Source organism: Allofranklinella schreckenbergeri (assembly GCF_003703475.1).
GTDB lineage: Bacteria > Pseudomonadota > Gammaproteobacteria > Burkholderiales > Burkholderiaceae_C > Lampropedia > Lampropedia schreckenbergeri.
The window spans coordinates 45,611-70,171 of the sequence record NZ_RDQM01000009.1 but is presented as its reverse complement, the minus strand read 5'-3'; the positions used below and the strand labels follow the sequence as shown (position 1 = coordinate 70,171).

Here is a 24,561-nt window from a genome sequence, read left to right as displayed (position 1 = left end):
GCGCGCTGAGTGCCCATTGATCGCCCGTTGATCGCCATGCCCACTGCGCCCTTTGTGATCGCCCCGCCCGCCGCCGCATCCGCCGCGCCGCGCCCGCAACGCGGCGTCGCCCTGCTGCTGGCCATGCTCATCGTCGCCCTGGTCGCCAGCCTCGCCGCCAGCGCCAGTTGGCAGCAATGGCGCAGCGCCCAGGCCGAAGCCGACGAACGCGCCCAGGCCCAAGTGCACTGGCTGGTGCGCGGCGCGCTGGACTGGTCCAAAATCATCCTGCGCATCGATGCCACCGACGACCGCCGCAAAGCCCAGCAAGCCGACCACCTGGACGAACCCTGGACCGTGCCGCTGGCCGAATCCAAACTCGGCGCCTTCCTCAGCGCCGAGCGCAACATCGCCACCGACGCCAATGCCGACCTCGGCCAGGCCTACTTCAGCGGCGGCATGCTCGATCTGGACGGACGCCTCAACCTCAGCAACCTCATCCGCCACCAAGCCATTGACCCCGCCGCGCTGGCGCAATGGCAGCGCCTGTTTGAAGCGCTGGGCCTGGGCGGCGATCTGGCGCAGCAAGTCGCCCAGAAATACCTCGACGCCACCCGCCGCGACCTCGACGCCCCCGTGCCGCTGGCGCCGCGCTGCATCGAACAACTGGGCTGGCTGGGCCTGAGCGCCGAGCACATCGCCCTGCTGCGCCCGCACGCCACCATCTTGCCCGGGCGCACGCGCCTGAACCTCAACACCGCCAGCGCCCGCGTGCTCGCCGCTGCCCTGCCCCCGCAAGCGGGCGCGGCCACGGCAGAAAAACTCGCCGCCGTGCGCATGAAACCCTTTACCTCGCTGGCCGACGCACAAGCCTTCATGCCCGAAGGCGTGCAACTGGACGCCAACCTCTTTGGCGTAGCCAGCCAATACTTCCTCGTCGCCGGCCGCCTGCGCATCGACGAGCTGGAAATCCAGGACCAATTCCTCGTCGAGCGCCAAGGCCAAACCCTGCAAACCCTCGGCCGCGCCTGCCCCGTGCCGCCGGGCACGCCGCTGGAGGCGCTGATGCAGGCCAGCCCGCAATAGGCCTCATTATTCCAATCAAAGGAAAATCAAATCAAACACCAATTTACCGAAATAAGGCAGTTTTATTTCCTTTGATCGATAAAACATCCATGCACGCCGCTACCCAAAAGCAAAATTGGCCATGCGCGAGGCTGGATCTTTCTTTTTTCTAGAGGCTTGCCCCACTATTCAGAACAAACCTTTTCAGGCATAACCGGGGCCATCGCCCGGCCAAGGATTTCACACAGAATCCCCAAGCCAGTTCAAAAGACAACCCCACATATAGTCCGAAGGCCAGCGGGCGGCGGCAGGGGTAAGTGCCGCACCCTCCTTTCAGGCGTAGCTGCGCGCCTTTTCAGGCCAGCAGCGAACGGCGCGGATGGTGATCCGCCTCCCACCGGCCAGCGGGTGGTTGATGCCTCTGGCGTTTCAGGCTGCATCAAACTGCGGCCAGCAGCGGCCAGACGGGCCGCACACGCCAGCATCCGCCCCATGCGCCGGGGCGCTTGCAGGCCAACCCTCAAAACACAAACCAAAGAAAAATCCACTCGAACACCAACTTGCCCAAACAAGGGCATTTTATTTCTTTTTGATTGGCAAAAATACCAAAAAGGCTGCCCGCCAATGCGACGCGGCAGCCCCGTTGACGCTCAACGCCCTTGCCCAAGCGCTCAGAGCCTGTTCAAAATCTCGGCACGAGTGGGCAAGAAGCGGGGTGGGATGGGCTGCAAGGCGCAAAACACAGCCATAGCCCCCGCTATGGCGAGGCTTTGCAACACCGCAGACCGCCCAACCCCGCTCTCTTGATCGCCGTGCAGAGAATTTGAACAGGCGCTCAAGCCTTCCAGCCGTCTTTCAAGCCGCAGGCGCGGTTAAAGACCAGGCCGTCACCGACCGGCGCGCGGCGGTCGCGCACGAAGTAGCCCAGGCGCTCGAACTGCCAAGGGCGCGGCTGTTCGCCTTCGGCCTGCACGGCTTGCAGCAGGCCCGCCTCCACGTAGCCGCGGGCGATTTGCAGGCTGCCAGGGTTGAGTTCTTCAGCCAGCTCGGCCTGACCGGGGTGTTCCACTTTGAACAGGCGCTCGTACAGGCGGAACTCGGCCGCTGCGCCGTCGTGCGCGCCCACCCAGCCGATCACGCCCTTGACCTTGACGCTGTCCGCGCCGGGCGTGCCGCTCTTGGTGTCGGGGATGACTTCGGCCAGCACTTTGGTAACGCGGCCATCGGCGTCTTGCTCAAAGCCAGTGCATTGCACGACGTAGCCGTATTTGAGGCGCACTTTGTTGCCTTCCTTGGGCTGGCCGTCGCCGCCGGTGTGCGGCGGGTACAGGCGGCGAAAGCCTTTGCTGGGCACGGCCATGAAGTCTTCGCGCTCGATCCAGCTCTCGCGCCCGAGGGTGAACTGGCGCTGGCCAGCGGCCTCGTCGTGCGGGTTCAGCGGGGCCTGGCAAGGCTCCAGGTGGCCCGCGCCAAAGAGGGCGTCCCAGTTGGTGAGTTCGAGCTTGAGCGGATCGAGCACGGCCAGAGCGCGCGGAGCGATGGGGTCAAGCACGTCGCGCAGCGCGCCTTCCAGCGCGGAGTAGTCGATCCAGCCGCCGGCCTTGGAAATGCCCGAGCGCTCGCAAAAGAGCTTGAGTGCATCGGGCGTGTAGCCGCGCCGGCGCAGCCCGGCCAGGGTGGGCATGCGCGGGTCGTCCCAGCCGTCCACGTGGGCTTCTTCCACCAACTGGCGCAGGCGGCGCTTGCTGGTGATGACGTGGGTGAGGTTCAGGCGCGCAAATTCGTACTGGCGCGGCGGGGGGCTTTGCAGCAGGCCGCCTTCACAGAGGCGCTCAAGCAGCCAGTCGTAAAACGGGCGCTGGTCTTCAAACTCCAGCGTGCAAAAGCTGTGGGTGATTTGCTCCAGCGCGTCCTCGATGGGGTGGGCAAAGGTGTACATGGGGTAAATGCACCATTTGTCGCCCGTGTTGTGGTGGGTGGCGCGGCGGATGCGGTAGATGGCCGGGTCGCGCATGTTGATGTTGGGGCTGGCCATGTCGATCTTGGCGCGCAGCACCATGCTGCCATCGGGGTGTTGGCCATCGCGCATCTCGCGAAAGCGCGCCAGGTTCTCGGCCGGGCTGCGGTCGCGCCAGGGGCTGTTGATGCCAGGCGTGCCGAAGTCGCCCCGGTTGGCGCGCATTTGCTCGGGCGTTTGCTCGTCCACGTAGGCGTGCCCGGCCTCGATCAGGTACTCGGCAGCGCGGTACATGAAGTCGAAATAATCGCTGGCGTAATACACATGCGGCTGCACCACGCCGGGCTGGCCGGGCACGTCGGCGTAGCCGGTGTCGTAGCCCAGCCACTGCACCAGCTCGCGGATGGAATCGACGTATTCCTGCTCTTCCTTCTCGGGGTTGGTGTCGTCAAAGCGCAGGTGGCATGCGCCACCATAGGCTTGCGCCAGCGAGAAGTTCAGCCAGATGCTTTTGGCGTGGCCCAGGTGCAAATAGCCGTTGGGCTCGGGCGGAAAGCGCATGCGCACCGGCGCGGGATCGGCCATGCCCGCCGCATGGTGCGCACCATCGCCCGGGCTGCCGCCCCAGCGGCGCTGGGCGTAGGTGCCTTGCGCCAGATCGTGCTCAATGGCCTGGCGCAGAAAGTTGCTGGGTTTGGTCTCTGCGCCCTCGTTCTGACCAGGCGCAGCGCTTTCAGGGGAAGTGGATGTGTTCATGGGCGCCGATTGTAGGGACGGCGCCCGCTCTGTTGGGCCGGGCGAGAGGCAGCGCAAACTGTTTCGTCCATGCCCACGCAGGTCGAGCGCGCGACAAAAGGCTCAAGGCAGCCGCTGTTCGATCTGCTGCAAGGCCTCCAGTGCGCCCAAGGCCAGACCCACGTCCTGCGGATCCGACACCCGCGGCGCACGCAAGTTGATGCGCACCAGACCTGCGCCCTGCTTCGACAGGCGCTGACGCGCCCGCTGCGCAAAATGCCGTACCGTGGCAATGGCCGTGCCTGCGCCCAGCTCGATCACCACCAGGCGACGCCCAGCCTGCTGTTGCTGCGCCAGCCAGGCATCCAGGCGGCGGCGCTGCGCATCGCTCCGCGCGCTGATCCACTGCCAGTCATCAAACATCAGCACATTGGGCCGCAGCACCGCGCCGCAATCCGGGCACAGCGGCAAAGGCCCCAGCCAGCGGCACGCGGCTTCATCGACACGCGCTTGCAGACCATCGGCCGGCAAAATCCTCTCCGAACAAGGTCGACTGCATTGCAGGTGGTGGATGGAGCCGTGGCATTCCTCGATCGCCTGGGTATCGAAGCCAGCTTTTTGAAACTGCCCGTCCACATTGCTGGTGAACACAAAACAGCCGCCAGGCAGGCGCTGGCCCCATTGGCGCAGCAGCGCAAAGCCCGCATGCGGCTGCGTCGCCCGGTACAGCGCCAGGCGGTGGCCGTAAAAGCCCCAAGCCAGCGCCGGATCGCGCGCAAAACGCCGCGCATTGGCAATCTCGGTAAAAGACAGGCGCGCCCGCCCCAACGCCGGGTAAGCGCGCCAAAACCCTTCATCGCCACGGAAATCGGGCAGCCCCGAATCCACCCCCATGCCCGCGCCCGCGCACACCAGCAGCGCATCGGCCTGCGCTACCAGTGCGGCGGCGCGCGCCAGGTTTTCATTGCAGTCTTTCATGCCTTGTATCTGCGTCATATGCATCCCATCTTGTCTCGCTGCGGAGTGCCCAACGGGGAAAAGATCCAGCACCCCGTTTTGGCTTTCCGTGCAGCGCGCCCTTCTCACATCCCCATGCTGTAGCGCCTCTGTTCAAAACTGCTACGCGGCGCTCGAGAAAGCGGATTTGGGCGCTCTGAGGCGGGGGGCCGCCTTGCAACCCATCGCCAACCGCTTCTTGTCCCCCCTCGTGCCAAGATTTTGAACAATCTCTTACGCACACCATGTTCGACCTTGCCCTGTTCCAACACGCCATCGCCGCCTGCCAATTACCCCACGGCAAGCACCCGACCATCCAAGACGCCCTAGCCTTCCAATGGGCAGGCCAATGCCAAGTCTGGCAAAAGCAAAACGCCACTCTACCCGCGCTGCCCGTTGCAGGCGGTGCGCTCTGGCTGTCGGTGGCCGATGGCGTATCGGCCAGCCCGCATGCCGCTCTGGCCAGCCGCAGCTTGCTGCACACCCTGCACCACCGGGCCGACCTGCTGCCCGGCAGCGCATCGGCCCTGCCGGCCCTGGTGCGCGCAGCCGTCTCGGCATGGCAATCGCGCTACCTCAGGCCCGCCACGCAAGGCGCCTCCACCACGCTGGCCAGCCTGATGATCCAGAATGGCCAAGCCTGCGCCGTCAACTGCGGCGACTCGCGCATCTGGCGTCTGCGTCCAAACGCCACGGGCGGCATGGCCTGGCAACAACTCAGCCGCGACCACACCATCTGGCAGCACATGCTGGACGAAGGCGAAGTCAGCCCCGAACAGCACGGCGCCAGCGCATCCATCTACCAGGGCTTGTTGCATTGTTTGACCTTGGGCAGCGACCAGGGCGACGAGCCCGACTTGCTGGACGACCCGGCAGACGACGACACCCCGCCGCCAACGCCTGAAAACTGGCTGCACATCTGGCATGGCCAGGTGCAAGCGGGCGACGTGTTCATCCTGGCCACCGATGGCCTGCACGACAGCCTGGGCGATGAGCGCCTACCACTGCTGTGGCAGCGTCAGACCAGCCTGGATGCCAATGTGCAGGCCCTGAAGGCGGCCTACTTGCAGGCCGGCGCATCGGACGACTGCTCGGTAGTGGTGGTGAGGGTGCAAAATTGTCGTGTTTGATTTTTAATTAAAAGTTCGAAAAATCAGAAAAACAACAACATGAAGAAATTGCATCACACCATCAAATATTTTCAATTATTGGCATTCAGCATCCCTACCAAAAACTCACCAAGCCTTTGCCGCGCAGCATTGCTTAGCAGACCACCTGAAGGAGATGTCGGAAATGGCGCCACTGCAACAAGCGTCCTATGACGCTCATCAGAGTACTGAACATATATTTCAAATTTACAGCCATCAACCTTTTTCTTTTCAAATAACCTATCCCCCATCAGAAATGCACGCCTAAAATCTTCCGGATATCTTCCACTAACACCGAAACAAATAATCAGCCTTGGCCTCTTTTCCTGCACCCAGGATCTCATTACAGGAAACCTATTCTTCGCAACCCACTCAACATAATCATTCTTGTTGCTGAATTTTGTTGCCTGCCTATGAACTTCAGTCCACAACTCTTTTCCTATATTCCTGAAAGCAAGAGGGTAAAGATTGATCTTGGCATAACCTCTGCACCCCTTGACAAAAGGGCGAACCCTATGAGCGAAATCTTTGTATTGTTCAGCCCTTCCAACCTCACGGAAACCATTACCTCTCTCATCGAGAGCATGAATTGCAGAAAAAATTTTGAAGCAGGCCCTATTGTATGAATACACCCATTGCTCCTCGACATTATCATAGCCTTCCGCATTTACGGGACTCCTGAAGCACTCCCTCATTGCATCCACATCCAGATTGCCATCAATATTCCTCGGGCTACCCCACTCTATGCCACACACCCAAATAGATGGATTTCCCGGATCACCCCAATCCCCGCCATCACAGCCAGAGTAATTCAGCGCCCAGTTTGCAAAGTCCCTATCCACTCCATCGTTCACGGCATCATCCTTTCATAAAAAATAGGCGCCATAAAAAACCAAACCAGCGTTAGAGTATATATGCACCTTGTGCTCCCCCGCGCTGGCCGCAAAACCGTTTAATCGCAAGGCGGGGCGCTCTCGCAGGGGGCGAAAAGTGCATAACACACTCTAACAATAATTAATTCAAAAAAGCAGCGCATCTCTGCGCTGCTTTTTTGTTTCTTACACCCCGCTTACACCGCCCTGCTCTGCGGCCTTGAAGCGCAGTTCCACCATCAGGCGGCGCAGGTATTGCTCTGCGCTCAGGCTTTCACCCAACAACTGGCGCTGCCGCGCCACGTTGGCGAAGTCGCCTGCCGTCAGCCCTGGCATGTGCAGCAGCCGCTCGGCCACGGGCGCGGGCAGCTCGCTGGCGCGGTCGGCGTCGCCCAGGGTTTCGCGGGCGAGCAGGCGCAGGCGCTGCTCGGGCTTGAGCGGGCGGAACTCCAGCTTGAAGTCAAAGCGCCGCAATGCGGCGGCGTCCAGCTTGTCGGCCAGGTTGGTGGCGGCAATCAGGATGCCGGGAAAGCTTTCCATGCATTGCAGCAACTGGTTGACCTGCGTGGCTTCCCAGCTTTTTTCTGCCAGCGTGCGGCTGCGCAGCAGGCTGTCGATCTCGTCGAGCAGCAGGATGCTGCGCTGCGGGTCGATGCTGTCGAACAGGCGGGCGATGTTTTGTTCTGTCTCGCCCACCCATTTGGACATCAGCTCGGCGCTGGTGCGCACGATCAGCTCGCGCTCCAGCGCCTCGGCCAGCACGTGCGCAAACTCCGTCTTGCCAGTGCCTGGCGGGCCGAAGAAGCACAGCCGCCCCTGGCCGCTGCGCTGCAAGGCCGCCATGATCCGGCCCGGCGCCAGTTCGCCGGCCAGGTTCAAGAATTCCAGATCGAATTCCGTGGCCGACTGGCGCAGGTGCGGCTGGCCGCTGCCATGCAGCAAGCGACGACTGGCGGCAATGCCTTGGCGCACCGCATCAGCGGCGTCGGCGCCGGGCAGCAGCTTGAGCAGGCGGCTGGCCATGCCGAACTGGGCCGGTTGCAGCTTGTCGTCGCGCGCCAGTTGCTCGCGCAGCGCCTGGGGCACGCGGTCGTCGGGCAGGTGCACCTGGGCAATGCGCTGGCGCACGACCAGCGGCGGCGTGCCCACGGCCATGGGCAGCATGAAGCGGCGCAGAAAGGCCTGATCCATGCCGCGCACCTGGTTGGTGATCCAGATGGCAGGCACGAGGTTTTCCTCCAGCGTGCGGTTGATCCAGCCTTTGTTGCTGCCGGCCCGCTCGCCATTGCCCAGCAATGCGGCCAGCATGCCTGCTGCGTCATCGAACACGTCTTCCACCTCATCAAATACCAATACACATTGCCGATCGTGGCGCAACAGGCGTTGCAGCAGCACGTAGGCCGACAGCCTTTCCGAGCGATCCATGAGCTCGCCCTCGTCGGTTTCGGTGCGCACGCGGCAGGCCCGCAGGCCTGCGGCAGCGGCCAGACTGTAGGCCAGCTCTGTCTTGCCGGTGCCCGGCGGCCCGTAGAGCAAGGCGTTGACGCCGGGCTCGGCCATAGTGGCGGCTTGCCGCAGCGCCTGCGCCGCACGCTGTGCTTGGTCCAGCAGGTGCGGGAAATCCTGCAACTGCCACGGGCTGGCGCTGGCAGGCTCCAGAAAGACGTCCAGCAGTTCCTCCCGCGTGGCAGGCTCGGCCACCAGCACCATGTGCAGCTCATCGCCACTCTCCAGCATGTCATCCAGGTCGCGGGAGTATTTGCGGAATTTCAGCAGCTTCATCGTCACCAAGGGCGACTGGGCGCTGACGGCCTGCATGACTTGCAGGGGCTTGCAAGCCAGCACCTTGGCCAGCAAGAACATGGCGGTATCCATGCCGTTGCAATCGATCCCTCGCAGCAGCCCGTCGAAGGCAAGCACGGCATGCCTTTTTTCGGCCATGTCCAGCAAGCACTGCTCCACCCGGTTAAACCCCGCCTGCTCAGCCAGCAGCCGAACGCTGGGGTGCGTAGGCTCCTGGCCATCGGCCAAGGCCAACGCTTGCCAATCGGCGCTCGAAAGCTGCTCGCGCATCAGGCCCAACATGTCTACGAGCAAATCCATCAAATCCCCACATTGACGGCCACTCAGCTGCTTGTACGCCATCAGCCGCGCGGCCTCCTGGGCTGCATCGCCCCCTTGGCGGATACGCATGACGCTGGCCCTCAGGATGTCCGAATACATGCCTTCGCCCGTGGATAGTCGCTGGAGCCTGGGCGCCATCTCAGCGATCAGCACATCGCGCTCCCACAGGGGCAGGCATACACACCACAGATGGCGCACCAGGTCGTGATTTCGAGACAAATCCAGCTCGTCCTGGCACATCCAAAAACGCAGCGCCAAGTGGGCAGCGCGCAACTCGACTGGATCGATTTTGTCCATATCAGCACGCAAAATACGCTTATTTGTTCCATTTTTTGTCATTTAAAAATCCTTCCATTCCATTCATTTCCAGTGCCCAAAACGGCGGCTGTCGAAGTGCCAGGCCAACAAATTGCCCCGCTGCTCCCCCTCCTCCAGCACCAGGCCCAGCACCAAATCCAGCGGTTCGCGGAAGTAGTTCGAGCCTGAGTTGAGCTCCTCATCGAAGACAGGTTCTGTCAGCACCTGCAAGACAATGGCGGGGCGGCCATCCACGGGGTAGCGGCGGTTGCGCAAGCCGGGTTTCCAGGTCACCAAATCGCCCGGCTGAAAACACTGCCTGCGCCGCAGGGCCTGAAAGCGCGTTTGCAGGGCCTGGACCAACTCCTCATGACTGCACCCGTAAGGCAAGTCTTCATCCGCCAACGGCATGGAAGATTCGACATCTATCTGCAATTTGCTCAATAAATCCTTGGCTGAGCCTTGCTTGGATCGATCGTTTTTCATATTCATCCTTTCAATCAATTGCTGCGGACGCACTGCCGCAGGGAAGAATCCGACGAGGGGCGTCTTAAGCGTGGATTTGCAGAAAAAAAACCGGCGCCGCGTGTGCGAGGCCGGTTTTGAGATGGCGCTTAGCGAAGAGTGCTTTGGTTCAACAAGGTAACGCGGCGGCAGGTTTCATAAGCAACGCCAACGAGAGACTGTTGCCGTGCGGGCCGCGCGTGTCGCAGACTTGCACGACCCCGTCATCTTCGATGCAGCCCACGGCAATGCCCGCTTGTTGCAAGAAGTGCGTGTGCCGGATAGATCTGCACTCACCACATTACATATCAAAATAAATATTTACCCATATCCAACTTGCCGAAACAGGGCGATTTTATTGCCTAATGATTTATAAAAAAACCGGCCACGCAAAGCGCAGGCCGGTTTCCGTTGCGTCAAAGACAGAGGCTGGCTGTTACTGCGCAGCTTTCACGCCTTCGGCCACTTCCGCGTACTCGGGGATCTGGTCGAAGTTCATGTAGCGGTACACGCTGGCCTTGTCGGCGTCGATGATGCCCATTTCCTTGAGGTATTCCTCGGGCGTGGGCAGGTAGCCCAGGCGCGAGGCGATGGCGGCCAGCTCGGCGCTGCCCAGGTAGACGTTGGTGTTCTTGCCCAGGCGGTTGGGGAAGTTGCGCGTGCTGGTGGAGATCACCGTCGCGCCCTCGCGCACCTGCGCCTGGTTGCCCATGCACAGCGAGCAGCCGGGCATTTCGGTGCGCGCGCCAGCGGTGCCGAAGGCGGCGTAGTGGCCTTCCTTGATGAGCTCGTTCTGGTCCATCTTGGTGGGCGGGGCCACCCACAGCTTGACGGGGATGTCGCGCTGGCCGCCCAGCAGCTTGGCTGCGGCGCGGAAGTGGCCGATGTTGGTCATGCACGAGCCGATGAAGGCTTCGTCGATCTTCTCGCCCGCCACTTCGGAGAGGAACTTGGCGTCGTCCGGGTCGTTGGGACAGCAGACGATGGGCTCCTTGATCTCGTTCATGTCGATCTCGATCACGGCGGCGTATTCGGCGTCGGCGTCGGCCTCCAGCAGTTGCGGGTTGGCCAGCCATTGCTCCACTTTCTCGATGCGGCGCGCCAGGGTTTTGGCGTCCTCGTAGCCATCGGCGATCATGTTTTTCATGAGCACGATGTTGGAGGTCAGGTACTCGATGATCGGCTCTTTGTTGAGCTTGATGGTGCAGCCGGCGGCCGAGCGCTCGGCGCTGGCGTCGGAGAGTTCAAAGGCTTGTTCCACCTTCAGGTCGGGCAGACCTTCAATTTCCAGGATGCGGCCGGAGAAGATGTTTTTCTTGCCGGCCTTGGCAACCGTCAGCAGCCCGGCCTTGATGGCGTACAGCGGGATGGCGTGCACCAGGTCGCGCAGGGTGACGCCTGGTTGCAGCTCGCCCTTGAAGCGCACGAGCACGCTCTCGGGCATGTCCAGCGGCATCACGCCGGTGGCGGCGCCAAAGGCAACCAGGCCGGAGCCGGCAGGGAAGCTGATGCCGATCGGGAAGCGCGTGTGGCTGTCGCCGCCCGTGCCCACGGTGTCAGGCAGCAGCAGGCGGTTGAGCCAGGAGTGGATCACGCCATCGCCCGGGCGCAGGGCCACGCCGCCGCGGTTGCTGATGAAGGCGGGCAGCTCGCGGTGGGTTTTCACGTCCACAGGCTTGGGATAGGCAGCGGTGTGGCAGAAGGACTGCATCACCATGTCGGCGGAAAAGCCCAGGCAGGCCAGGTCTTTCAGCTCGTCGCGCGTCATGGGGCCGGTGGTGTCCTGGCTGCCTACGGTGGTCATGCGCGGCTCGCAGTAGGTGCCGGGGCGGATGCCCTGACCTTCAGGCAGGCCGCAGGCGCGGCCAACCATTTTCTGCGCCAGCGTAAAGCCCTTGCCGGTATCGACCGGGGCCTTGGGCAGGCGGAATTCGGTGGAGGCGGGCAGGCCCAGTTCCTCGCGCGCCTTGGCCGTGAGGGAGCGGCCGATGATGAGGTTAATGCGGCCGCCGGCCTGCACTTCGTCCAGCAGCACTTCGCTCTTGAGCTGGAAGTCGGCAATCTTCTGGCCGTTTTTCTCGATCTTGCCCTCGTAGGGGAAGATGTCGATCACGTCGCCCATTTCCATCTGGCTCACGTCCACCTCGATGGGCAGCGCGCCGGAGTCTTCCTGCGTGTTGAAGAAGATGGGCGCGATCTTGCCGCCCAGCGTGACGCCGCCAAAACGCTTGTTGGGCACGAAGGGGATGTCCTGACCCGTGGCCCAGATCACGCTGTTGGTGGCGGACTTGCGCGACGAGCCGGTGCCCACCACGTCGCCCACGTAGGCGACCAAGTGGCCTTTTTTCTTCAGGTCCTCGATGAACTGGATGGGGCCGCGCTTGCCGTCTTCCTCGGGCTTGAAGGCCGCGTCAGGCCGGGTGTTTTTCAGCATGGCCAGGTAGTGCAGCGGGATGTCCGGGCGGCTCCAGGCGTCGGGCGCGGGGGAGAGGTCGTCGGTGTTGGTCTCGCCGGGCACCTTGAACACGGTGACGGTGATCTTCTCCTCCACCTTGGGGCGGCTGGTGAACCACTCGGCATCGGCCCAGCTTTGCATGACTTCCTTGGCCTTGGCGTTGCCGGCCTTGGCTTTTTCGGCCACGTCGTTGAAGAAGTCGAACATCAAGAGCGTCTTCTTCAGCGCCTCGGCGGCCACGTCGGCCACGTCGGCGTCGTCCAGCAGCTCGATCAGCGGATGCACGTTGTAGCCGCCCACCATGGTGCCCAGCAGCTCGGTGGCCTTGGCCTTGGAGATCAGGCCAACCTGGATGTCGCCATGCGCCACGGCTGCCAGAAAAGATGCCTTGACCTTGGCCGCATCGTCCACGCCCGGCGGCACGCGGTGCGTGAGCAGTTCCATCAGGAACTCTTCTTCACCTGCGGGCGGGTTCTTGATGAGCTCGATCAGCTCGGCGGTCTGCTTGGCGTCCAGCGGCAGCGGCGGGATGCCGAGCGCGGCGCGCTCGGCGGCGTGTTGGCGGTACTCATTGAGCATGTTTTTTCTCCTGGGGCTGATGGTTATAAGGTTCACGAATCACCGGGTCTCTGTGCCCGACGCTCGGTGAGGGGCAGCGCCCCAATAGCGCTGCGGGAATGGGTTACTTCTTGGCTTGGGATTTGGCAGAGGTCTTGGCCTTGGCGGACGCCTTGGCCTTGGCCGTAGCGGCTTTGGCCTTGGCGGCTACCTTCTTGGTTGGTTGCGCCGCCTGAGCTTTAGCCTGGGCTGCAGCTTGCGCGCGGGCTTGTTCCGCCTCGTGCGCAGCCAACCTGGACACGGGGATGCATTCATTGGCCAGGCGTTTGCTCTTGGCCTGGTCGATCAGCATGGCGCGACCAGAGACTTGCAGCCAAATGACTTTTTGCGCCATGTTCTCCAGCCGGATGGCACCACTGGGCACCACGGTGGGCACCATGTGGTAGGTAAAGTTTTTACCCTTGATGATGAATTCACGCGGATTGCCCGGGGCTTCGCTGACGTTGAGCACCAGCGAATCGCGGCACTGGAAGTCCTCCTTAATGACCCGGCTGATCACGTAGTCCACCCCCGTCAAATGGGTTGCCGCAGGCGCCTGAGCAGCGGCCTGTCCAGGCGCGGGCGGATAGGCAGTGGCTTTGTCTTGCGGGGCATCACCAGGCTTGGCCGAAAGCGTGGCGAAATTACAGCCGGCCAAAACGGCGCTGGCCAGGATCATGGAAGAAAAATGCAAAAAGGCGCGCATGGCAGAGTCAATGGTTGGCGTGAAATTAATAGTTGGATTGGCTCAACCACCTTCAGGCAGCAGCCACGCTTTCAAGAAATCGGGCAAGGCTTGCCCCGTGTGGTGCGCCCGCTCAATGACTTGCCAGTAATAACGGTAGCTGGCGCGGTCGTGCAAGACGCCCTGGTGGCTGATGGGCGCCCATTGTGCAGCAAGCGCCTTTTCCAGGATTTGCACTGCGGCATCCAGCTCGGCCGGCTCGGGGGAGAAAGCCTGCACGATGGGGCGAATTTGCGACGGATGGATGCTCCACATCCGCGTATAGCCCAACTCTCGGCTGGCCTTGCGCGCAGCGGCGTGCAAAGCGGAGGTATCCGAAAACTCCGTCACCACGCAATGCGAGGGCGTTTTGCCAAAGGCGTGGCAGGCGGCCGCCAACTCCAATTTGGCACGCAGCACCAACGGATGCTGGAACTGCCCCGGCATGCCCAGCGCATCCGCGCCAATGGCGCCGCCGTGGGCAGAGACAAAATCCATCAAGCCAAAGCTGATGGACTGGATGCGCGCATGCGCCGCGATGGCAAAGGCGTTATGCACCCCCAGCGATGATTCAATCAAAACGTGCAGGGGCAGATGTGCGCCGCCAGCGGCATCGACCTCACGCACAGCGCGCTCCACATCGGCCAAAGTATCGACCTTGGGGATCATCACATGGCACAGGCGCTCTCCAGCCTGCGACACGATGGTGTGCACATCTTCGGCGAACGCGGGGTGATCGATGGCATGCACGCGCACGGCCACGCGCATGCCCGGCGCTGCCTCCTGCGCCAACGCCACAACCAGTGCAGCATGTTCGCGCTCGCCGCCTACTGGCGCGCCATCTTCACAGTCCAGCGTGACATCAAACACACACGCGCCAAATTCCTGCGCCATCTCGGCCTGCAATTGCAGGCTTTTGCGCATGCGCGCCTCCACACCGCTGTAGTGGTCGCACACAGGCAACAACCAAGCCGACGCCTGGGCGCCAAGGAGAACGTCGCGGGGATGGGCAGATGCGGCAGACATGAAGGGCAGGTAAAGAATGGCGCAACAAGAAGGGGCCGCTGCCAAGCAGCGGCTTAAGACAAATCAAGGCAAAAGCGCGCTACGCCCCACTCGCACGCAACCGAGCGGGGCGTAGCCAACGTCGGCTTACGGCAGCAGGTGCTTGACGCCGTCTTGCTCACCTTGCAACTCAGCCAGGGTCTTGTCCAAGCGCTCCTGACTGAAGGCGTCGATTTCCAGACCTTCGACGATCTTGTACTTGCCGTTCTCGGTGGTCACGGGGAAGCCGAAGATCACATCTTTGGGAATGCCGTATTCGCCGTTGGAAGGCACACCCATGGTGACCCACTGGCCCTTGGAGCCCAGCGCCCAGTCGCGCATGTGGTCGATGGCGGCGTTGGCGGCCGATGCGGCCGAGGACAGGCCACGCGCCTCAATGATGGCAGCGCCGCGCTTGCCCACGGTGGGCAGGAACACGTTGGCGTTCCATTCCTGATCGTTAATGGTGTCCTTGACGGATTTGCCGCCGATGGTGGCAAAGCGGTAATCGGCGTACATGGTGGGCGAGTGGTTGCCCCAGACGGTGAGTTTTTCGATCTCGCCGACTTTGCCGCCGGTTTTCTCGGCGATCTGGCTGGCGGCGCGGTTGTGATCCAGGCGCAGCATGGCGGTGAAGTTCTCGCGCGGCAGGTCGGGCGCGCTCTTCATGGCGATGTAGGCGTTGGTGTTGGCCGGGTTGCCCACCACCAGCACTTTCACGTCGCGGCTGGCGACTTTGTTCAGGGCCTTGCCCTGGGCAGTGAAGATCTGGGCGTTGGCGGCCAGCAGGTCGGCGCGCTCCATGCCGGGGCCGCGCGGACGGGCGCCCACCAGCAGGGCGTAGTCGGCATCCTTGAAGGCCACTTCAGGGTCACCCGTAGCCACAATGCCTTCGAGCAGTGGGAAGGCGCAGTCTTGCAGCTCCATGATCACGCCTTGCAGCGCTTTCTGGGCTTTTTCGTCGGGAATTTCCAGCAGTTGCAGGATCACGGGCTGATCCTTGCCCAGCATCTCGCCAGAAGCGATACGGAACAACAGGGCGTAACCAATCTGGCCGGCGGCACCGGTCACCGCGACGCGTGCGGCTTTTTTGCTCATACAAAGACTCCACTGTGGGTTAAGAGAGAAAATGGCGCGCATTGCCCCCGTTCTATCGAGAGAAAAAGAAGAAAGCGGCCTGCGGCGCACTGGGCGTAGCGGCGCGCGCTGGCAATGGCGGCGCGGGATTTTACCCTTCTTTTTCTTATGTCTTATATAAGACATGCGGAAAACCCTAGAGCGTGTTATGAACTTTGAGCCAACCGAATCAACGGCATGGCATTGGGCAGCATGAGAATGGCAAAGACCACGAAGTGCAATCCCCCCAGTACGTCTGGCAATCGCTCGTAATCACGAGACAAGCGTCTAAAGCGCGCAAGCCAGCCGAAGCTGCGTTCCACCACCCAGCGCCTTGGCAGCAAAACGAAGCCCTTTTTTGCTTCGCGCAACTTCACCACCTCCAGGGCAATGCCGTTTTGCGCCGCCGCATCCCGCGCCCTTTGCCCCGTGTAGCCTTGATCGACCCAAGCCTTGCGCACGCTCTTTCCCGTTGCCTGTTGCACCGCCTGGCACAGCGCATCGACTTGATCGCGCTCTTGCTCGTTGGCGGGCGTGACATGCAAGGCCAGCAAATGCCCCAGCGTATCCACAGCCATATGCACCTTGGAGCCGTTGCGGCGCTTGTAGCCGTCATAGCCAGCCCGCGTTCCACTCTCGCAACTCGATTGCAGGGTGCGGCTATCGATGGCTATAGCGCTTGGCTGCCCCTGCCGACCTTGAGCGAGCCGGATGATGGAGCGCAGGTCCGAGACGATGGCTTCGAAACAACCTGCATCCAGCCAGCGCCTGCTTTGCTGATACACAGCCTCCCACGGTGGCAAGTCATTGGGCAGCATGCGCCAGGGGGCGCCTGCACGCACCAGCCAGCGCAACGCGTTGAAGACTTCTCGCAGATCGTGCTGACGCTGCGGTGCCTCTTGATCCATCAAGATCAGATAAGGGGCGACAAAGCTCCATTCTTCATCGCTGACATCACTGGGGTAAGGCTTGCGAGACATGCTGGCACTGTATCCAAGCTCAGCACCACCTCTCGGAAAAGTGCATAACACGCTCTAGGCCCGTCTTTCAGGCCAGTTCTTCAGCCAAACAACTGCGCCAGCGCCAGCCCCGGCTCTTGGGCGCGCATGAAGGCCTCGCCCACCAAAAAGGCATGCACGCCTGCATCGCGCAGCCGCTGCACATCTTGCGGCGTGGCGATGCCCGATTCGGTCACCAGCAGGCGGTCGGCGGGCACTTCGCGTTGCAAGTCCAGCGTTGTTTGCAAGCGGGTTTCAAAGGTGCGCAGGTTGCGGTTGTTGATGCCCAGCAGCGGGGTTTTCAGCCGCAGGGCGCGCTCCAGCTCGGCCCGGTCGTGCACTTCCACCAGCACCGCCATATCCAGCCCGTGGGCGATGGCCTCGAAGTCGGCCATCTGCGCATCGTCCAGCGCGGCGGCGATGAGCAGTACGGCGTCCGCCCCCATCGCGCGCGATTCGTAGATGTGGTAGGGGTCCACCATGAAGTCTTTGCGCAGCACAGGCAAATCCACACTGGCGCGCGCTTGTTTGAGGTAATCGACGCTGCCTTGGAAGAATTGCCTGTCGGTCAGCACCGACAGGCACGCCGCGCTGGTCTGGCCGTCGCCTTCGGCATAGCTTTGCGCGATGTCGGCGGGGTAAAACGGCTCGCGCAACAGGCCCTTGCTGGGGCTGGCTTTTTTCACCTCGGCAATCACTGCGGCCTGGCCGTGTGCGATTTTGGCGCGCAAGGCGGCCTCAAAGTCGCGCGTGAGCACGCGGCTCTCGGCATCGGCGCGCACGGCTGCGAGCGGGGCTTTTTTCTGCGCTGCGGCGATTTCTTCGCGCTTGACGGCAATGATTTTTTCCAGAATGTCGGACATGGGCGGCTCCACTCACAAAAAAGAAAAGCGCAAAAAACGCAAGGCTTCAGGCCATTGGTTCAGGTCATTGGGGCCGCCACTTCACCGCGCGGCGGTCTGGGGCGGCAGGGCCTGGCACGCCTTGGCCTTGTACTCTTTGATCGCCTGCGCCAGTTGCGGCACCAGCGCCGGGCCACGGTAAATCAGGCCGGTGTAGATCTGCACCAGATCGGCGCCTGCGTCGATTTTCTCGAGCGCGTCCTCCGTATCCATGATGCCGCCTGCGCCAATGATGGGCAGGGCGGGGCCAACGGCCTGGCGCAACTGGCGAATCACCTCGGTGCTGACCTGGCGCACTGGCGCGCCGCTGACGCCACCGACTTCATCGCCGTGCGGATACGGGGCCACCTCGTCGTGGTTGATGGTGGTGTTGGTGGCAATCACCCCGTCCACCTGGTGCTGCTGCACGATGTGGGCAATCAACGCCACCTGGTCGGTGGAGAGATCGGGCGCGATCTTGAGGAACATGGGCTTGTGCGCATGCGTCTGCTTGAGCTCCTCGCGGCAATCGGTCAGCGCCTTGAGCAAGGCGTCGAGCGAGGAATTCGACTGCAAATCGCGCAGATTTTTGGTGTTGGGCGAGCTGATGTTGATGGTGACGTAATCGGCATGCGGATAGACCGCGCGCAAGCAGCTCACATAGTCATCGGCGGCGCGCTCAATGGGCGTGGCCGCGTTTTTGCCGATGTTCAGGCCCAGCCGCATGGGGTGCTGGCCCTGGCGGGCGGTGGACTTTTGCACGTTCTTCAAAAACGCCTCCAGCCCCTGGTTGTTAAAACCCATGCGGTTGATGATGGCGCCGGCCTCGCGGATGCGGAACATGCGCGGCTTGGAGTTGCCTCCCTGCGCCAGGGGCGTGACGGTGCCCACTTCCACAAAGCCAAAGCCCATGGCCGCCAGCCCATCGATGCAGCGCGCGTTTTTGTCCAGCCCGGCGGCCAGGCCCACGCGGTTGGGAAACTCCAGCCCCGCCACGGTAACGGGGTCGTCCACGCGGCGCTGCGCATAAAGGCGGCGCAGCCAGCCGCTCGATTGCGTTCTCTTGATCCAATCCAAGGCGAATTCATGCGCCTTCTCGGCATCCATGGCGAACAGAAACGGGCGTATCAGCGGGTAGAAATCCATGGGGCGCGAGTGTAAAGGAACGTTGCAAGGCTCAAGGTGCGCCGGCCGGGAGCGGCAAGCGCCTCACATGCCCTGCTTGGGGCAACGGGGATAATGTGGGGCTGTTGATTTCACAAGGCGCGGCGGCCAAGTCGCCGTCCGCTCTTTTCCTTCTTTTTCTCACCCGCCCCCTCCATCATGGACCAGGACGCCCTCAAGGCCCTCGTCGGCCAAGCCGCTCTCGCATACGTCAAACCCCACAGCATTCTTGGCGTGGGCACTGGCTCAACCGTCAACAAATTCATTGAAGCGCTGGCCCAGGCGGCCATTCCCTTGCAAGGGGCGGTGTCCAGCTCCGAGGCCAGCACCGCGCTGCTGCAACAGGCGGGCATTGCCGTGCTGCCCGCCAGCGAGGTGCAGGCGCTGGATTGGTATATCGACGGCGCCGATGAGATCGACGCCAACGGCTGCATGATCAAAGGCGGCGGCGCGGCGCTGACGCGCGAAAAAATCGTGGCCGATTTGGCCGCGCGCTTTCTCTGCATTGCCGATGGCAGCAAACGCGTGCAGACGTTGGGCGCCTTCCCGCTGCCGGTGGAGGTGGTGCCCATGGCCGCAGCGCAAATCGTGCGCCGTTTTGCCGCGCTGGGCGGGCAGGCCAGCGTGCGCCTGCGCGAGGGGCAGCCGCTGGTTACCGACAACGGCATGCACATCGTCGATGTGCGCGGCCTGCGCATCACCGAGCCGCTGGCGCTGGAAAACGAGATCAGCGCCTGGCCTGGCGTTGTCACCGTGGGCATTTTTGCCCGCCACCGCGCCAGCGTGTGCCTGCTGGGCACGGCCGAGGGCGTGCAAACCTTGCAATGGGATTGATGGGGCTGTTGTGATGGCTGCACGCCGCCCTGTTGCCCCTGCTTCGCCTGTGCGCACCGAGCGCAACGCCCGCGATGCCGCCCGCACCCGCGCAGGCGGCCCCGGCCATGTGCGCATCATCGGCGGGCAGTGGAAGCGCACGCGCCTAGCCGTTGCGCCCAAGCCGGGTTTGCGCCCCACGCCCGATCGCGTGCGCGAAACCCTGTTCAACTGGCTGGGGCAGGATTTGAGTGGTCTGTACTGCCTGGATGCCTTTGCAGGCAGTGGCGCTCTGGGCTTTGAGGCCGCTTCGCGCCACGCCGCCCACGTCACGCTGGTCGAGCGCGACCGCCAGCTTTGCGCGCAACTGCAAGCCAACGCCCGCCAGCTTCAGGCCCGCACCATCACCGTGCGCCAGGGCGACGGCCTGCATGCCTTGCAAACCCGCCCGGTGGCGGCCACGACGGATGGCGCGGCGGGCTGGGATGTGATTTTTCTCGACCCGCCCTACGCCGCCGAGCTGGAGCGCCCGGCCTTGCAGCTCGCGCGCCAAAGCCTGGCGCCGCACGGCCTGCTGTATCTGGAGAGCAGCCAGCGCTGGGACGATGCCGCGCTCCAGCCCCTGGGCTGGCAGCGCCTGCATTACCTCAAGGCCGGGGCGGTGCATGCCCATGTGCTGCGCCTGGCGGCCGCTTGATGTATTGCACTTCAAAGAAAAACACGGGTGTTACATATCATGCCGAAAATGGCATATTTTATTTCCTGTTGATTTGTAAATCAAAGCCCCCAAAGCCGCATGCAGACGGCGGGCAAACCTACAATAGCGCCCATGTCCACACCACACTACACCCGCGCCCAAGCCCTGCCGCAGCTCTTGCGCCAGCGCATCGTCATCCTTGATGGGGCGATGGGCACGATGATTCAGCGTTTCAAACTCGATGAAGCCCAATACCGCGGCCAGGGCTACGACGGGCCGGGTGCAGCCGGGGCGCGCTTTGCCGACTTTCCGCGCGATGTCAAGGGCAACAACGAGCTGCTCTCGCTCACCCGCCCGGACGTGATCGCCAGCATCCACGAAAGCTATCTGGCCGCAGGCGCGGATTTGATCGAAACCAACACCTTTGGCGCCACCGCTGTGGCGCAGGAGGACTACGGCATGGCCGATCTGGCGCGTGAGATGAATCTGCGCTCGGCTCAGTTGGCGCGCGCCGCTTGCGACAAATTCTCCACCCCCCAGCAGCCGCGCTACGTGGCCGGGGCGCTGGGGCCGACGCCGCGCACGGCCAGCATCAGCCCGGATGTGAACGACCCCGGCGCACGCAATGTGGATTTCGAAACCCTGCGCCAAAGCTATCTGGAGCAAACCCTGGCCTTGATCGAAGGCGGCGCGGACGTGATTTTGGTGGAGACGATTTTCGACACCCTCAACGCCAAAGCCGCGCTGTTTGCCGTGCAGCAGGCCTTCGACGCCACGGGCCAATGCCTGCCCATTCTCATCAGCGGCACCGTCACCGACGCCTCCGGGCGCATCCTCTCGGGGCAGACGGTGACGGCCTTCTGGCACAGCGTGCGCCATGCCCAGCCGCTGGCCGTGGGCCTGAACTGCGCGCTGGGCGCGGCCTTGATGCGCCCCTACATTCAGGAGCTGGCCAGCGTCGCCAAAGACACCTTCATCAGTTGCTACCCCAATGCCGGCCTGCCCAACCCGATGAGCGAAACCGGCTTTGATGAAACGCCCGAAGTCACCAGCCGCCTGGTGCACGAGTTTGCCGCCCAGGGGTTGGTCAACATCGTGGGCGGCTGCTGCGGCACCACGCCCGATCACATTGGCGCCATCGCCCGCGCCGTGGCCGCCGAGCCAGCGCGCGCGCTCAGCGCCGCCGGGCGTTTTGGCGCCTACCGCGAAGTGGCGTGAGAGCTTGAGCGCACAATTTCATCGTTCAACACGGAGGCCGCCCCATGCAGCGGGCGACATGTGGATGACAGCAAGTCGATAACAGCAAGTGGATGACAAGGAGGGTTTGCCATGTTCCGTTTTCGTTTTTCCCGCCGCTGGCTGGGGCTGTCCGGTCTGTCGGGCTTGAGCCTGTGCGCCGTGGCCTATGCCGCTGGCGCCAGTGTGGACGGCGTGGGCAGTTCGGGCAGCGCGGGCGAGAGCGCCGCTGCCGCTGCGCAGGAAACCGTCAGCCAGGCCAGCGACCGCCAGGGCGTGGCCGTCACCATCTACAACGATGGCCTGGCGCTGGTGCGCGAGCAGCGCCAGGTGCCGCTGCGCCAGGGGCTCAACCAGCTCGCCTTGCGCGATGTGGCCGCTCAAATCATGCCGCAGACCGTCAGCCTGCGCAGCGCCACCGGCGCGCCGCTGACGCTGCTGGAGCAGAACTTCGATTTCGACCTGCTCAGCGGCCAGTCGCTGCTGGAGAAATACGTCGGCCAGAGCATCACCGTCATCCGCGCCAACCCGGCCACGGGGCAGGAGCACAGCGAGCCGGCCAAGGTGCTGGCCAACAACGGCGGCCAGCCCGTGCTCCAGTACGCCGACCGCATCGAAACCGGCCTGCCCAAAGATGGCCGCATGGCCTTTGGCGCCGTGCCCGCCAACCTGCGCGACCGCCCCACGCTCAGCGTCACCCTGCAAGCGCCGCAAGCGGGCGCGCAGCCGCTCGATCTCTCCTACCTCACCAGCGGCATGGGCTGGGCGGCCGATTACGTCGCCACGCTCGCGGCCGATGAGAAAACGCTTGATCTGGCCGGCTGGGTCACGCTGACCAACGAAAGCGGCGCGCGTTACGACAACGCCACGCTGCAACTGGTGGCCGGCGATGTGGCGCGCGTGCAGCAGCAGCGCGATCGCGTGATGCTCAAAACCGCCACGGCCCCCATGGCCCTGGCCAGCGAGGCCATGCAGCAGGAGGAGCTGTTCGAATACCACCTCTACACCCTGCCCAGGCCGACGACGATTGCGCAAAACCAAAGCAAGCAGGTGGCGCTGCTCTCGGCCAGCCAGGTGCCGGTGCAAAAGGAATACCGCCTGCAAGGCGCCGAGCATTGGTACCACCTGCTCACCCATGGCCGTGACAGCCTCCCCGAGCTGGGCGATAAACGCAAGGTCAGCGTGTTCGTCGAGTTCGACAACAAAGGCGGCGACATGGGCATGCCGCTGCCGCGCGGCGTGGTGCGCGTGTACAAGGCCGATCGCAAAGGCCAGGCGCTGTTTGTGGGCGAGGACCGCATCGACCACACGGCCAGGAACGAAACCGTGCGCCTCAAGCTCGGCGAAGCCTTTGATCTCAACGGCACGTGGAAGAACACGGATCGGCAAAAAATCAGCGAGCGCGTCCATGAGATGAGCTTCACCGTCGAGCTGCGCAACGCCAAGAGCGAGCCGGCCACCGTCAAAATCGTCGAGCCCATCCCCGGCGACTGGAGCATGCTCAAGGAAAGCCACCCGCACACCAAGCCCGCAGCCAACCTGGCGCAGTGGGAGCTGCAAGTGCCCGCCGAGGGCAAGGCGCAACTGCATTACACCGTGCGCGTGCAGTACTGATGGCAGGGCGCTGGATGGGGTGTTCGGCTTGCGCCGCGCACCTGCCCGATGCCTGAAAAAAAGCGCCTCTGAAGGCGCTTTTTTATTTCAATGAGAAAGAATATATGCCTATTTCGGCAAAACAGGTATCAAGTCAATTTTCCCTTGAATTGAATAAAACCATCAGGCCGCCAGCGCCATCACCCACTGCGTCAGCGTGTGAATGGCCAGCCCCACGATGCCGCCCACCAGCGTGCCGTTGATGCGGATGTACTGCAAATCGCGGCCCAGGTGGCCCTCCACCTCCTCGATCAGCTCGCGCGTATCCCACTGGCCCACGCGGTCGGTGATGTAGCGGTGGATGGCGCTGCGGTAGCGCTCGACGATCTGCGGGCCGATCTGCTGCACCTGCGCGTTCACCCACTGCTGCATGGCCGGTTGCGCCTCCAGCTCCCGGCCCAGGTGGGTGATGGCCGCCTCCAGCCGCTGGTGCAGGCTGGAGGCCGGATCGTTCACATCGCGCGCCAGCCAGGCCAGCACATCGCCCCAAACTTGCTCCAGATACGCGCCCAGCGCCGGATGCGCCAGCAACTGGTCGCGCAGCGTGCTGGCCTTGAGCTGCACCTGCTCATCTTGCTGCAAGCGCTCGATCCAGCCCTGCACCGCCGCATCGAAACGCTGGCGCAGCGGGTGATCGGGCGACTCGCCCATGTCCTTGAGGTTGCGCGCCAGCGCACGCACGATTTGGCGCGTGCCCGCGCGGGCCGTGACCTGATCCAGCGCCAGATAGCGCAGGGCCTTGAGTTCGCGCGCAATCGCCTGCGTGATGTGCTGCTGGGCGCTCTCGCTCTCCACCACGCGCGCCAGTTGGGCCAGGATGTCGTCCAGCAGCGCCTGATGGCGGCCCTCGGCGGTCAGGCCGTTGAGCACCGCCGCCGTGCTGCCCGAAACATCGAGCTTGCCCAGCGCCTGGCGCACGTTGCGGATGAAGAAAGCGCGCACGCGCGCATCGTCCATCGCATGCACGCCGAAATCCACCGCCGCCGTCAGCGGCTGCATCAGCGCACGCACGTTGTGCGGCTGTTGCAACCATTGCGCCAGCCACGGCGCGGCGTTGAACTGCGCCAGGCGCTCGCGCACGTGGCTGGCGCTCAAAAAATTGCGGTCGATGAAATCGGCCAGCCCCTGCCCCAGCCGCTGCTGGTTGCGCGCCAGCACCGCCGTGTGCGCAATGGGCAAGCCCAGGGGATGGCGAAACAGCGCCACCACGGCAAACCAATCGGCCAGCGCGCCGACCATCGCCGCCTCCGCAAATGCCGCCACATACGGCCAGACGGGGTGCTGCGCATGCAGCGCAGTGGCCACGATGTAGAGAACCGTCGCCGCCAACAGCAGCGAAAGGGCCAGGGGATGTCGCATAGGCAAAGTCTTTCTGCGCAGCAAGCGCGCCTCGTGAGGGGGAAGGAAGGGATGCAAGAGATTTCAAATCAAAGTAAATTAATTTTTATATCTATCATGCCGAAATATGGTTGTTTTATTTCTCAATGATTTGTAATAAAAACATTC

General features: G+C 63.1%; 19 protein-coding genes. 6 read left to right on the top strand and 13 right to left on the bottom strand.

Going from position 1 to position 24,561, the window contains the following annotated elements:
* Nucleotides 1-36 precede the first annotated feature (36 nt).
* Nucleotides 37-1,065, top strand: a complete 1,029-nt coding sequence (gene gspK / locus EBQ26_RS08170) for a type II secretion system minor pseudopilin GspK (RefSeq protein ID WP_147474033.1) — start codon at nt 37-39, stop codon at nt 1,063-1,065.
* Between the two features lie 814 nt (nt 1,066-1,879).
* Here gspK and EBQ26_RS08165 read toward each other — a convergent pair.
* Complete coding sequence (locus EBQ26_RS08165) at nt 1,880-3,757, bottom strand: glutamine--tRNA ligase/YqeY domain fusion protein (protein ID WP_122238528.1); 1,878 nt, start codon at nt 3,755-3,757, stop codon at nt 1,880-1,882.
* A gap of 102 nt (nt 3,758-3,859) precedes the next feature.
* Entirely contained in the window at nt 3,860-4,714 is an 855-nt protein-coding gene (locus EBQ26_RS08160) for an SIR2 family NAD-dependent protein deacylase (protein ID WP_122238595.1), read from the bottom strand.
* Nucleotides 4,715-4,977: 263 nt separating this feature from the next.
* Between EBQ26_RS08160 and EBQ26_RS08155 the strand changes: the two genes are divergently transcribed.
* Nucleotides 4,978-5,862, top strand: a complete 885-nt coding sequence (locus EBQ26_RS08155) for a PP2C family protein-serine/threonine phosphatase (protein ID WP_122238527.1) — start codon at nt 4,978-4,980, stop codon at nt 5,860-5,862.
* 71 nt (nt 5,863-5,933) lie between these two features.
* On the opposite strand, the gene EBQ26_RS12695 is transcribed toward EBQ26_RS08155, so the two are convergent.
* The 10 genes from EBQ26_RS12695 to EBQ26_RS08110 form a co-directional block, all read right to left on the bottom strand.
* Nucleotides 5,934-6,734 carry a hypothetical protein gene (locus EBQ26_RS12695; RefSeq protein ID WP_147474032.1) on the bottom strand — a complete coding sequence of 267 codons (801 nt, stop codon included), beginning with the start codon at nt 6,732-6,734 and terminating at the stop codon, nt 5,934-5,936.
* Nucleotides 6,735-6,938: 204 nt separating this feature from the next.
* Nucleotides 6,939-9,173: an AAA family ATPase gene (locus EBQ26_RS08150; RefSeq protein WP_238944243.1), complete on the bottom strand. Its 2,235-nt coding sequence runs from the start codon at nt 9,171-9,173 to the stop codon at nt 6,939-6,941.
* Nucleotides 9,174-9,236: 63 nt separating this feature from the next.
* The gene (locus tag EBQ26_RS08145; RefSeq protein WP_122238525.1) at nt 9,237-9,659 is read right to left on the bottom strand and encodes a hypothetical protein; all 423 of its coding nucleotides are present in this window, start codon (nt 9,657-9,659) and stop codon (nt 9,237-9,239) included.
* A 454-nt stretch (nt 9,660-10,113) separates the two neighbouring features.
* A complete protein-coding gene (acnB, locus tag EBQ26_RS08140) occupies nt 10,114-12,711 on the bottom strand; it encodes a bifunctional aconitate hydratase 2/2-methylisocitrate dehydratase (RefSeq protein WP_122238524.1) in 2,598 nt (865 codons plus the stop codon).
* Between the two features lie 103 nt (nt 12,712-12,814).
* Nucleotides 12,815-13,435 carry a hypothetical protein gene (locus tag EBQ26_RS08135; RefSeq protein ID WP_122238523.1) on the bottom strand — a complete coding sequence of 207 codons (621 nt, stop codon included), beginning with the start codon at nt 13,433-13,435 and terminating at the stop codon, nt 12,815-12,817.
* A 42-nt stretch (nt 13,436-13,477) separates the two neighbouring features.
* Nucleotides 13,478-14,479 (bottom strand): HpcH/HpaI aldolase/citrate lyase family protein, encoded by a 1,002-nt coding sequence (locus tag EBQ26_RS08130; protein WP_122238522.1) that lies wholly within the window; start codon nt 14,477-14,479, stop codon nt 13,478-13,480.
* Nucleotides 14,480-14,605: 126 nt separating this feature from the next.
* Nucleotides 14,606-15,595: a malate dehydrogenase gene (locus EBQ26_RS08125; protein WP_122238521.1), complete on the bottom strand. Its 990-nt coding sequence runs from the start codon at nt 15,593-15,595 to the stop codon at nt 14,606-14,608.
* 185 nt (nt 15,596-15,780) lie between these two features.
* Nucleotides 15,781-16,593: an IS5 family transposase gene (locus tag EBQ26_RS08120; RefSeq protein WP_122238520.1), complete on the bottom strand. Its 813-nt coding sequence runs from the start codon at nt 16,591-16,593 to the stop codon at nt 15,781-15,783.
* Between the two features lie 80 nt (nt 16,594-16,673).
* Nucleotides 16,674-17,474, bottom strand: a complete 801-nt coding sequence (gene trpC, locus EBQ26_RS08115; protein WP_122238519.1) for an indole-3-glycerol phosphate synthase TrpC — start codon at nt 17,472-17,474, stop codon at nt 16,674-16,676.
* Between the two features lie 81 nt (nt 17,475-17,555).
* Nucleotides 17,556-18,638 carry a quinone-dependent dihydroorotate dehydrogenase gene (locus tag EBQ26_RS08110; RefSeq protein WP_122238518.1) on the bottom strand — a complete coding sequence of 361 codons (1,083 nt, stop codon included), beginning with the start codon at nt 18,636-18,638 and terminating at the stop codon, nt 17,556-17,558.
* Nucleotides 18,639-18,815: 177 nt separating this feature from the next.
* Between EBQ26_RS08110 and rpiA the strand changes: the two genes are divergently transcribed.
* The 4 genes from rpiA to EBQ26_RS08090 all read left to right on the top strand — a co-directional run bounded on the left by rpiA (nt 18,816) and on the right by EBQ26_RS08090 (nt 23,016).
* On the top strand, nt 18,816-19,490 hold the full coding sequence (gene rpiA / locus EBQ26_RS08105; RefSeq protein WP_122238517.1) for a ribose-5-phosphate isomerase RpiA: 675 nt from the start codon (nt 18,816-18,818) through the stop codon (nt 19,488-19,490).
* A gap of 13 nt (nt 19,491-19,503) precedes the next feature.
* On the top strand, nt 19,504-20,166 hold the full coding sequence (gene rsmD, locus EBQ26_RS08100; RefSeq protein ID WP_122238516.1) for a 16S rRNA (guanine(966)-N(2))-methyltransferase RsmD: 663 nt from the start codon (nt 19,504-19,506) through the stop codon (nt 20,164-20,166).
* A gap of 132 nt (nt 20,167-20,298) precedes the next feature.
* Entirely contained in the window at nt 20,299-21,384 is a 1,086-nt protein-coding gene (locus tag EBQ26_RS08095; RefSeq protein WP_122238515.1) for a homocysteine S-methyltransferase family protein, read from the top strand.
* A 111-nt stretch (nt 21,385-21,495) separates the two neighbouring features.
* Nucleotides 21,496-23,016 carry a DUF4139 domain-containing protein gene (locus EBQ26_RS08090; protein ID WP_122238514.1) on the top strand — a complete coding sequence of 507 codons (1,521 nt, stop codon included), beginning with the start codon at nt 21,496-21,498 and terminating at the stop codon, nt 23,014-23,016.
* Between the two features lie 162 nt (nt 23,017-23,178).
* Here EBQ26_RS08090 and EBQ26_RS08085 read toward each other — a convergent pair whose 3' ends face one another.
* On the bottom strand, nt 23,179-24,414 hold the full coding sequence (locus EBQ26_RS08085; protein WP_122238513.1) for a DUF445 domain-containing protein: 1,236 nt from the start codon (nt 24,412-24,414) through the stop codon (nt 23,179-23,181).
* Between the last annotated feature and the right edge of the window lie 147 nt (nt 24,415-24,561).

Excerpts from the sequence above, each read along its gene's own strand:
- EBQ26_RS08150 (WP_238944243.1), bottom strand. The coding sequence starts at position 9,173 with ATGGACAAAATCGATCCAGTCGAGTTGCGCGCTGCCCACTTGGCGCTG.
- EBQ26_RS08165 (WP_122238528.1), bottom strand. The coding sequence starts at position 3,757 with ATGAACACATCCACTTCCCCTGAAAGCGCTGCGCCTGGTCAGAACGAG.
- rsmD (WP_122238516.1), top strand. The coding sequence starts at position 19,504 with ATGGCTGCACGCCGCCCTGTTGCCCCTGCTTCGCCTGTGCGCACCGAG.
- EBQ26_RS08095 (WP_122238515.1), top strand. The coding sequence starts at position 20,299 with ATGTCCACACCACACTACACCCGCGCCCAAGCCCTGCCGCAGCTCTTG.
- EBQ26_RS08110 (WP_122238518.1), bottom strand. The coding sequence starts at position 18,638 with ATGGATTTCTACCCGCTGATACGCCCGTTTCTGTTCGCCATGGATGCC.
- EBQ26_RS08120 (WP_122238520.1), bottom strand. The coding sequence starts at position 16,593 with ATGTCTCGCAAGCCTTACCCCAGTGATGTCAGCGATGAAGAATGGAGC.
- acnB (WP_122238524.1), bottom strand. The coding sequence starts at position 12,711 with ATGCTCAATGAGTACCGCCAACACGCCGCCGAGCGCGCCGCGCTCGGC.
- trpC (WP_122238519.1), bottom strand. The coding sequence starts at position 17,474 with ATGTCCGACATTCTGGAAAAAATCATTGCCGTCAAGCGCGAAGAAATC.
- EBQ26_RS08090 (WP_122238514.1), top strand. The coding sequence starts at position 21,496 with ATGTTCCGTTTTCGTTTTTCCCGCCGCTGGCTGGGGCTGTCCGGTCTG.
- EBQ26_RS08145 (WP_122238525.1), bottom strand. The coding sequence starts at position 9,659 with ATGAAAAACGATCGATCCAAGCAAGGCTCAGCCAAGGATTTATTGAGC.
- EBQ26_RS08155 (WP_122238527.1), top strand. The coding sequence starts at position 4,978 with ATGTTCGACCTTGCCCTGTTCCAACACGCCATCGCCGCCTGCCAATTA.
- EBQ26_RS08160 (WP_122238595.1), bottom strand. The coding sequence starts at position 4,714 with ATGAAAGACTGCAATGAAAACCTGGCGCGCGCCGCCGCACTGGTAGCG.
- EBQ26_RS08135 (WP_122238523.1), bottom strand. The coding sequence starts at position 13,435 with ATGCGCGCCTTTTTGCATTTTTCTTCCATGATCCTGGCCAGCGCCGTT.
- EBQ26_RS08085 (WP_122238513.1), bottom strand. The coding sequence starts at position 24,414 with ATGCGACATCCCCTGGCCCTTTCGCTGCTGTTGGCGGCGACGGTTCTC.
- EBQ26_RS08125 (WP_122238521.1), bottom strand. The coding sequence starts at position 15,595 with ATGAGCAAAAAAGCCGCACGCGTCGCGGTGACCGGTGCCGCCGGCCAG.
- EBQ26_RS08130 (WP_122238522.1), bottom strand. The coding sequence starts at position 14,479 with ATGTCTGCCGCATCTGCCCATCCCCGCGACGTTCTCCTTGGCGCCCAG.
- rpiA (WP_122238517.1), top strand. The coding sequence starts at position 18,816 with ATGGACCAGGACGCCCTCAAGGCCCTCGTCGGCCAAGCCGCTCTCGCA.
- gspK (WP_147474033.1), top strand. The coding sequence starts at position 37 with ATGCCCACTGCGCCCTTTGTGATCGCCCCGCCCGCCGCCGCATCCGCC.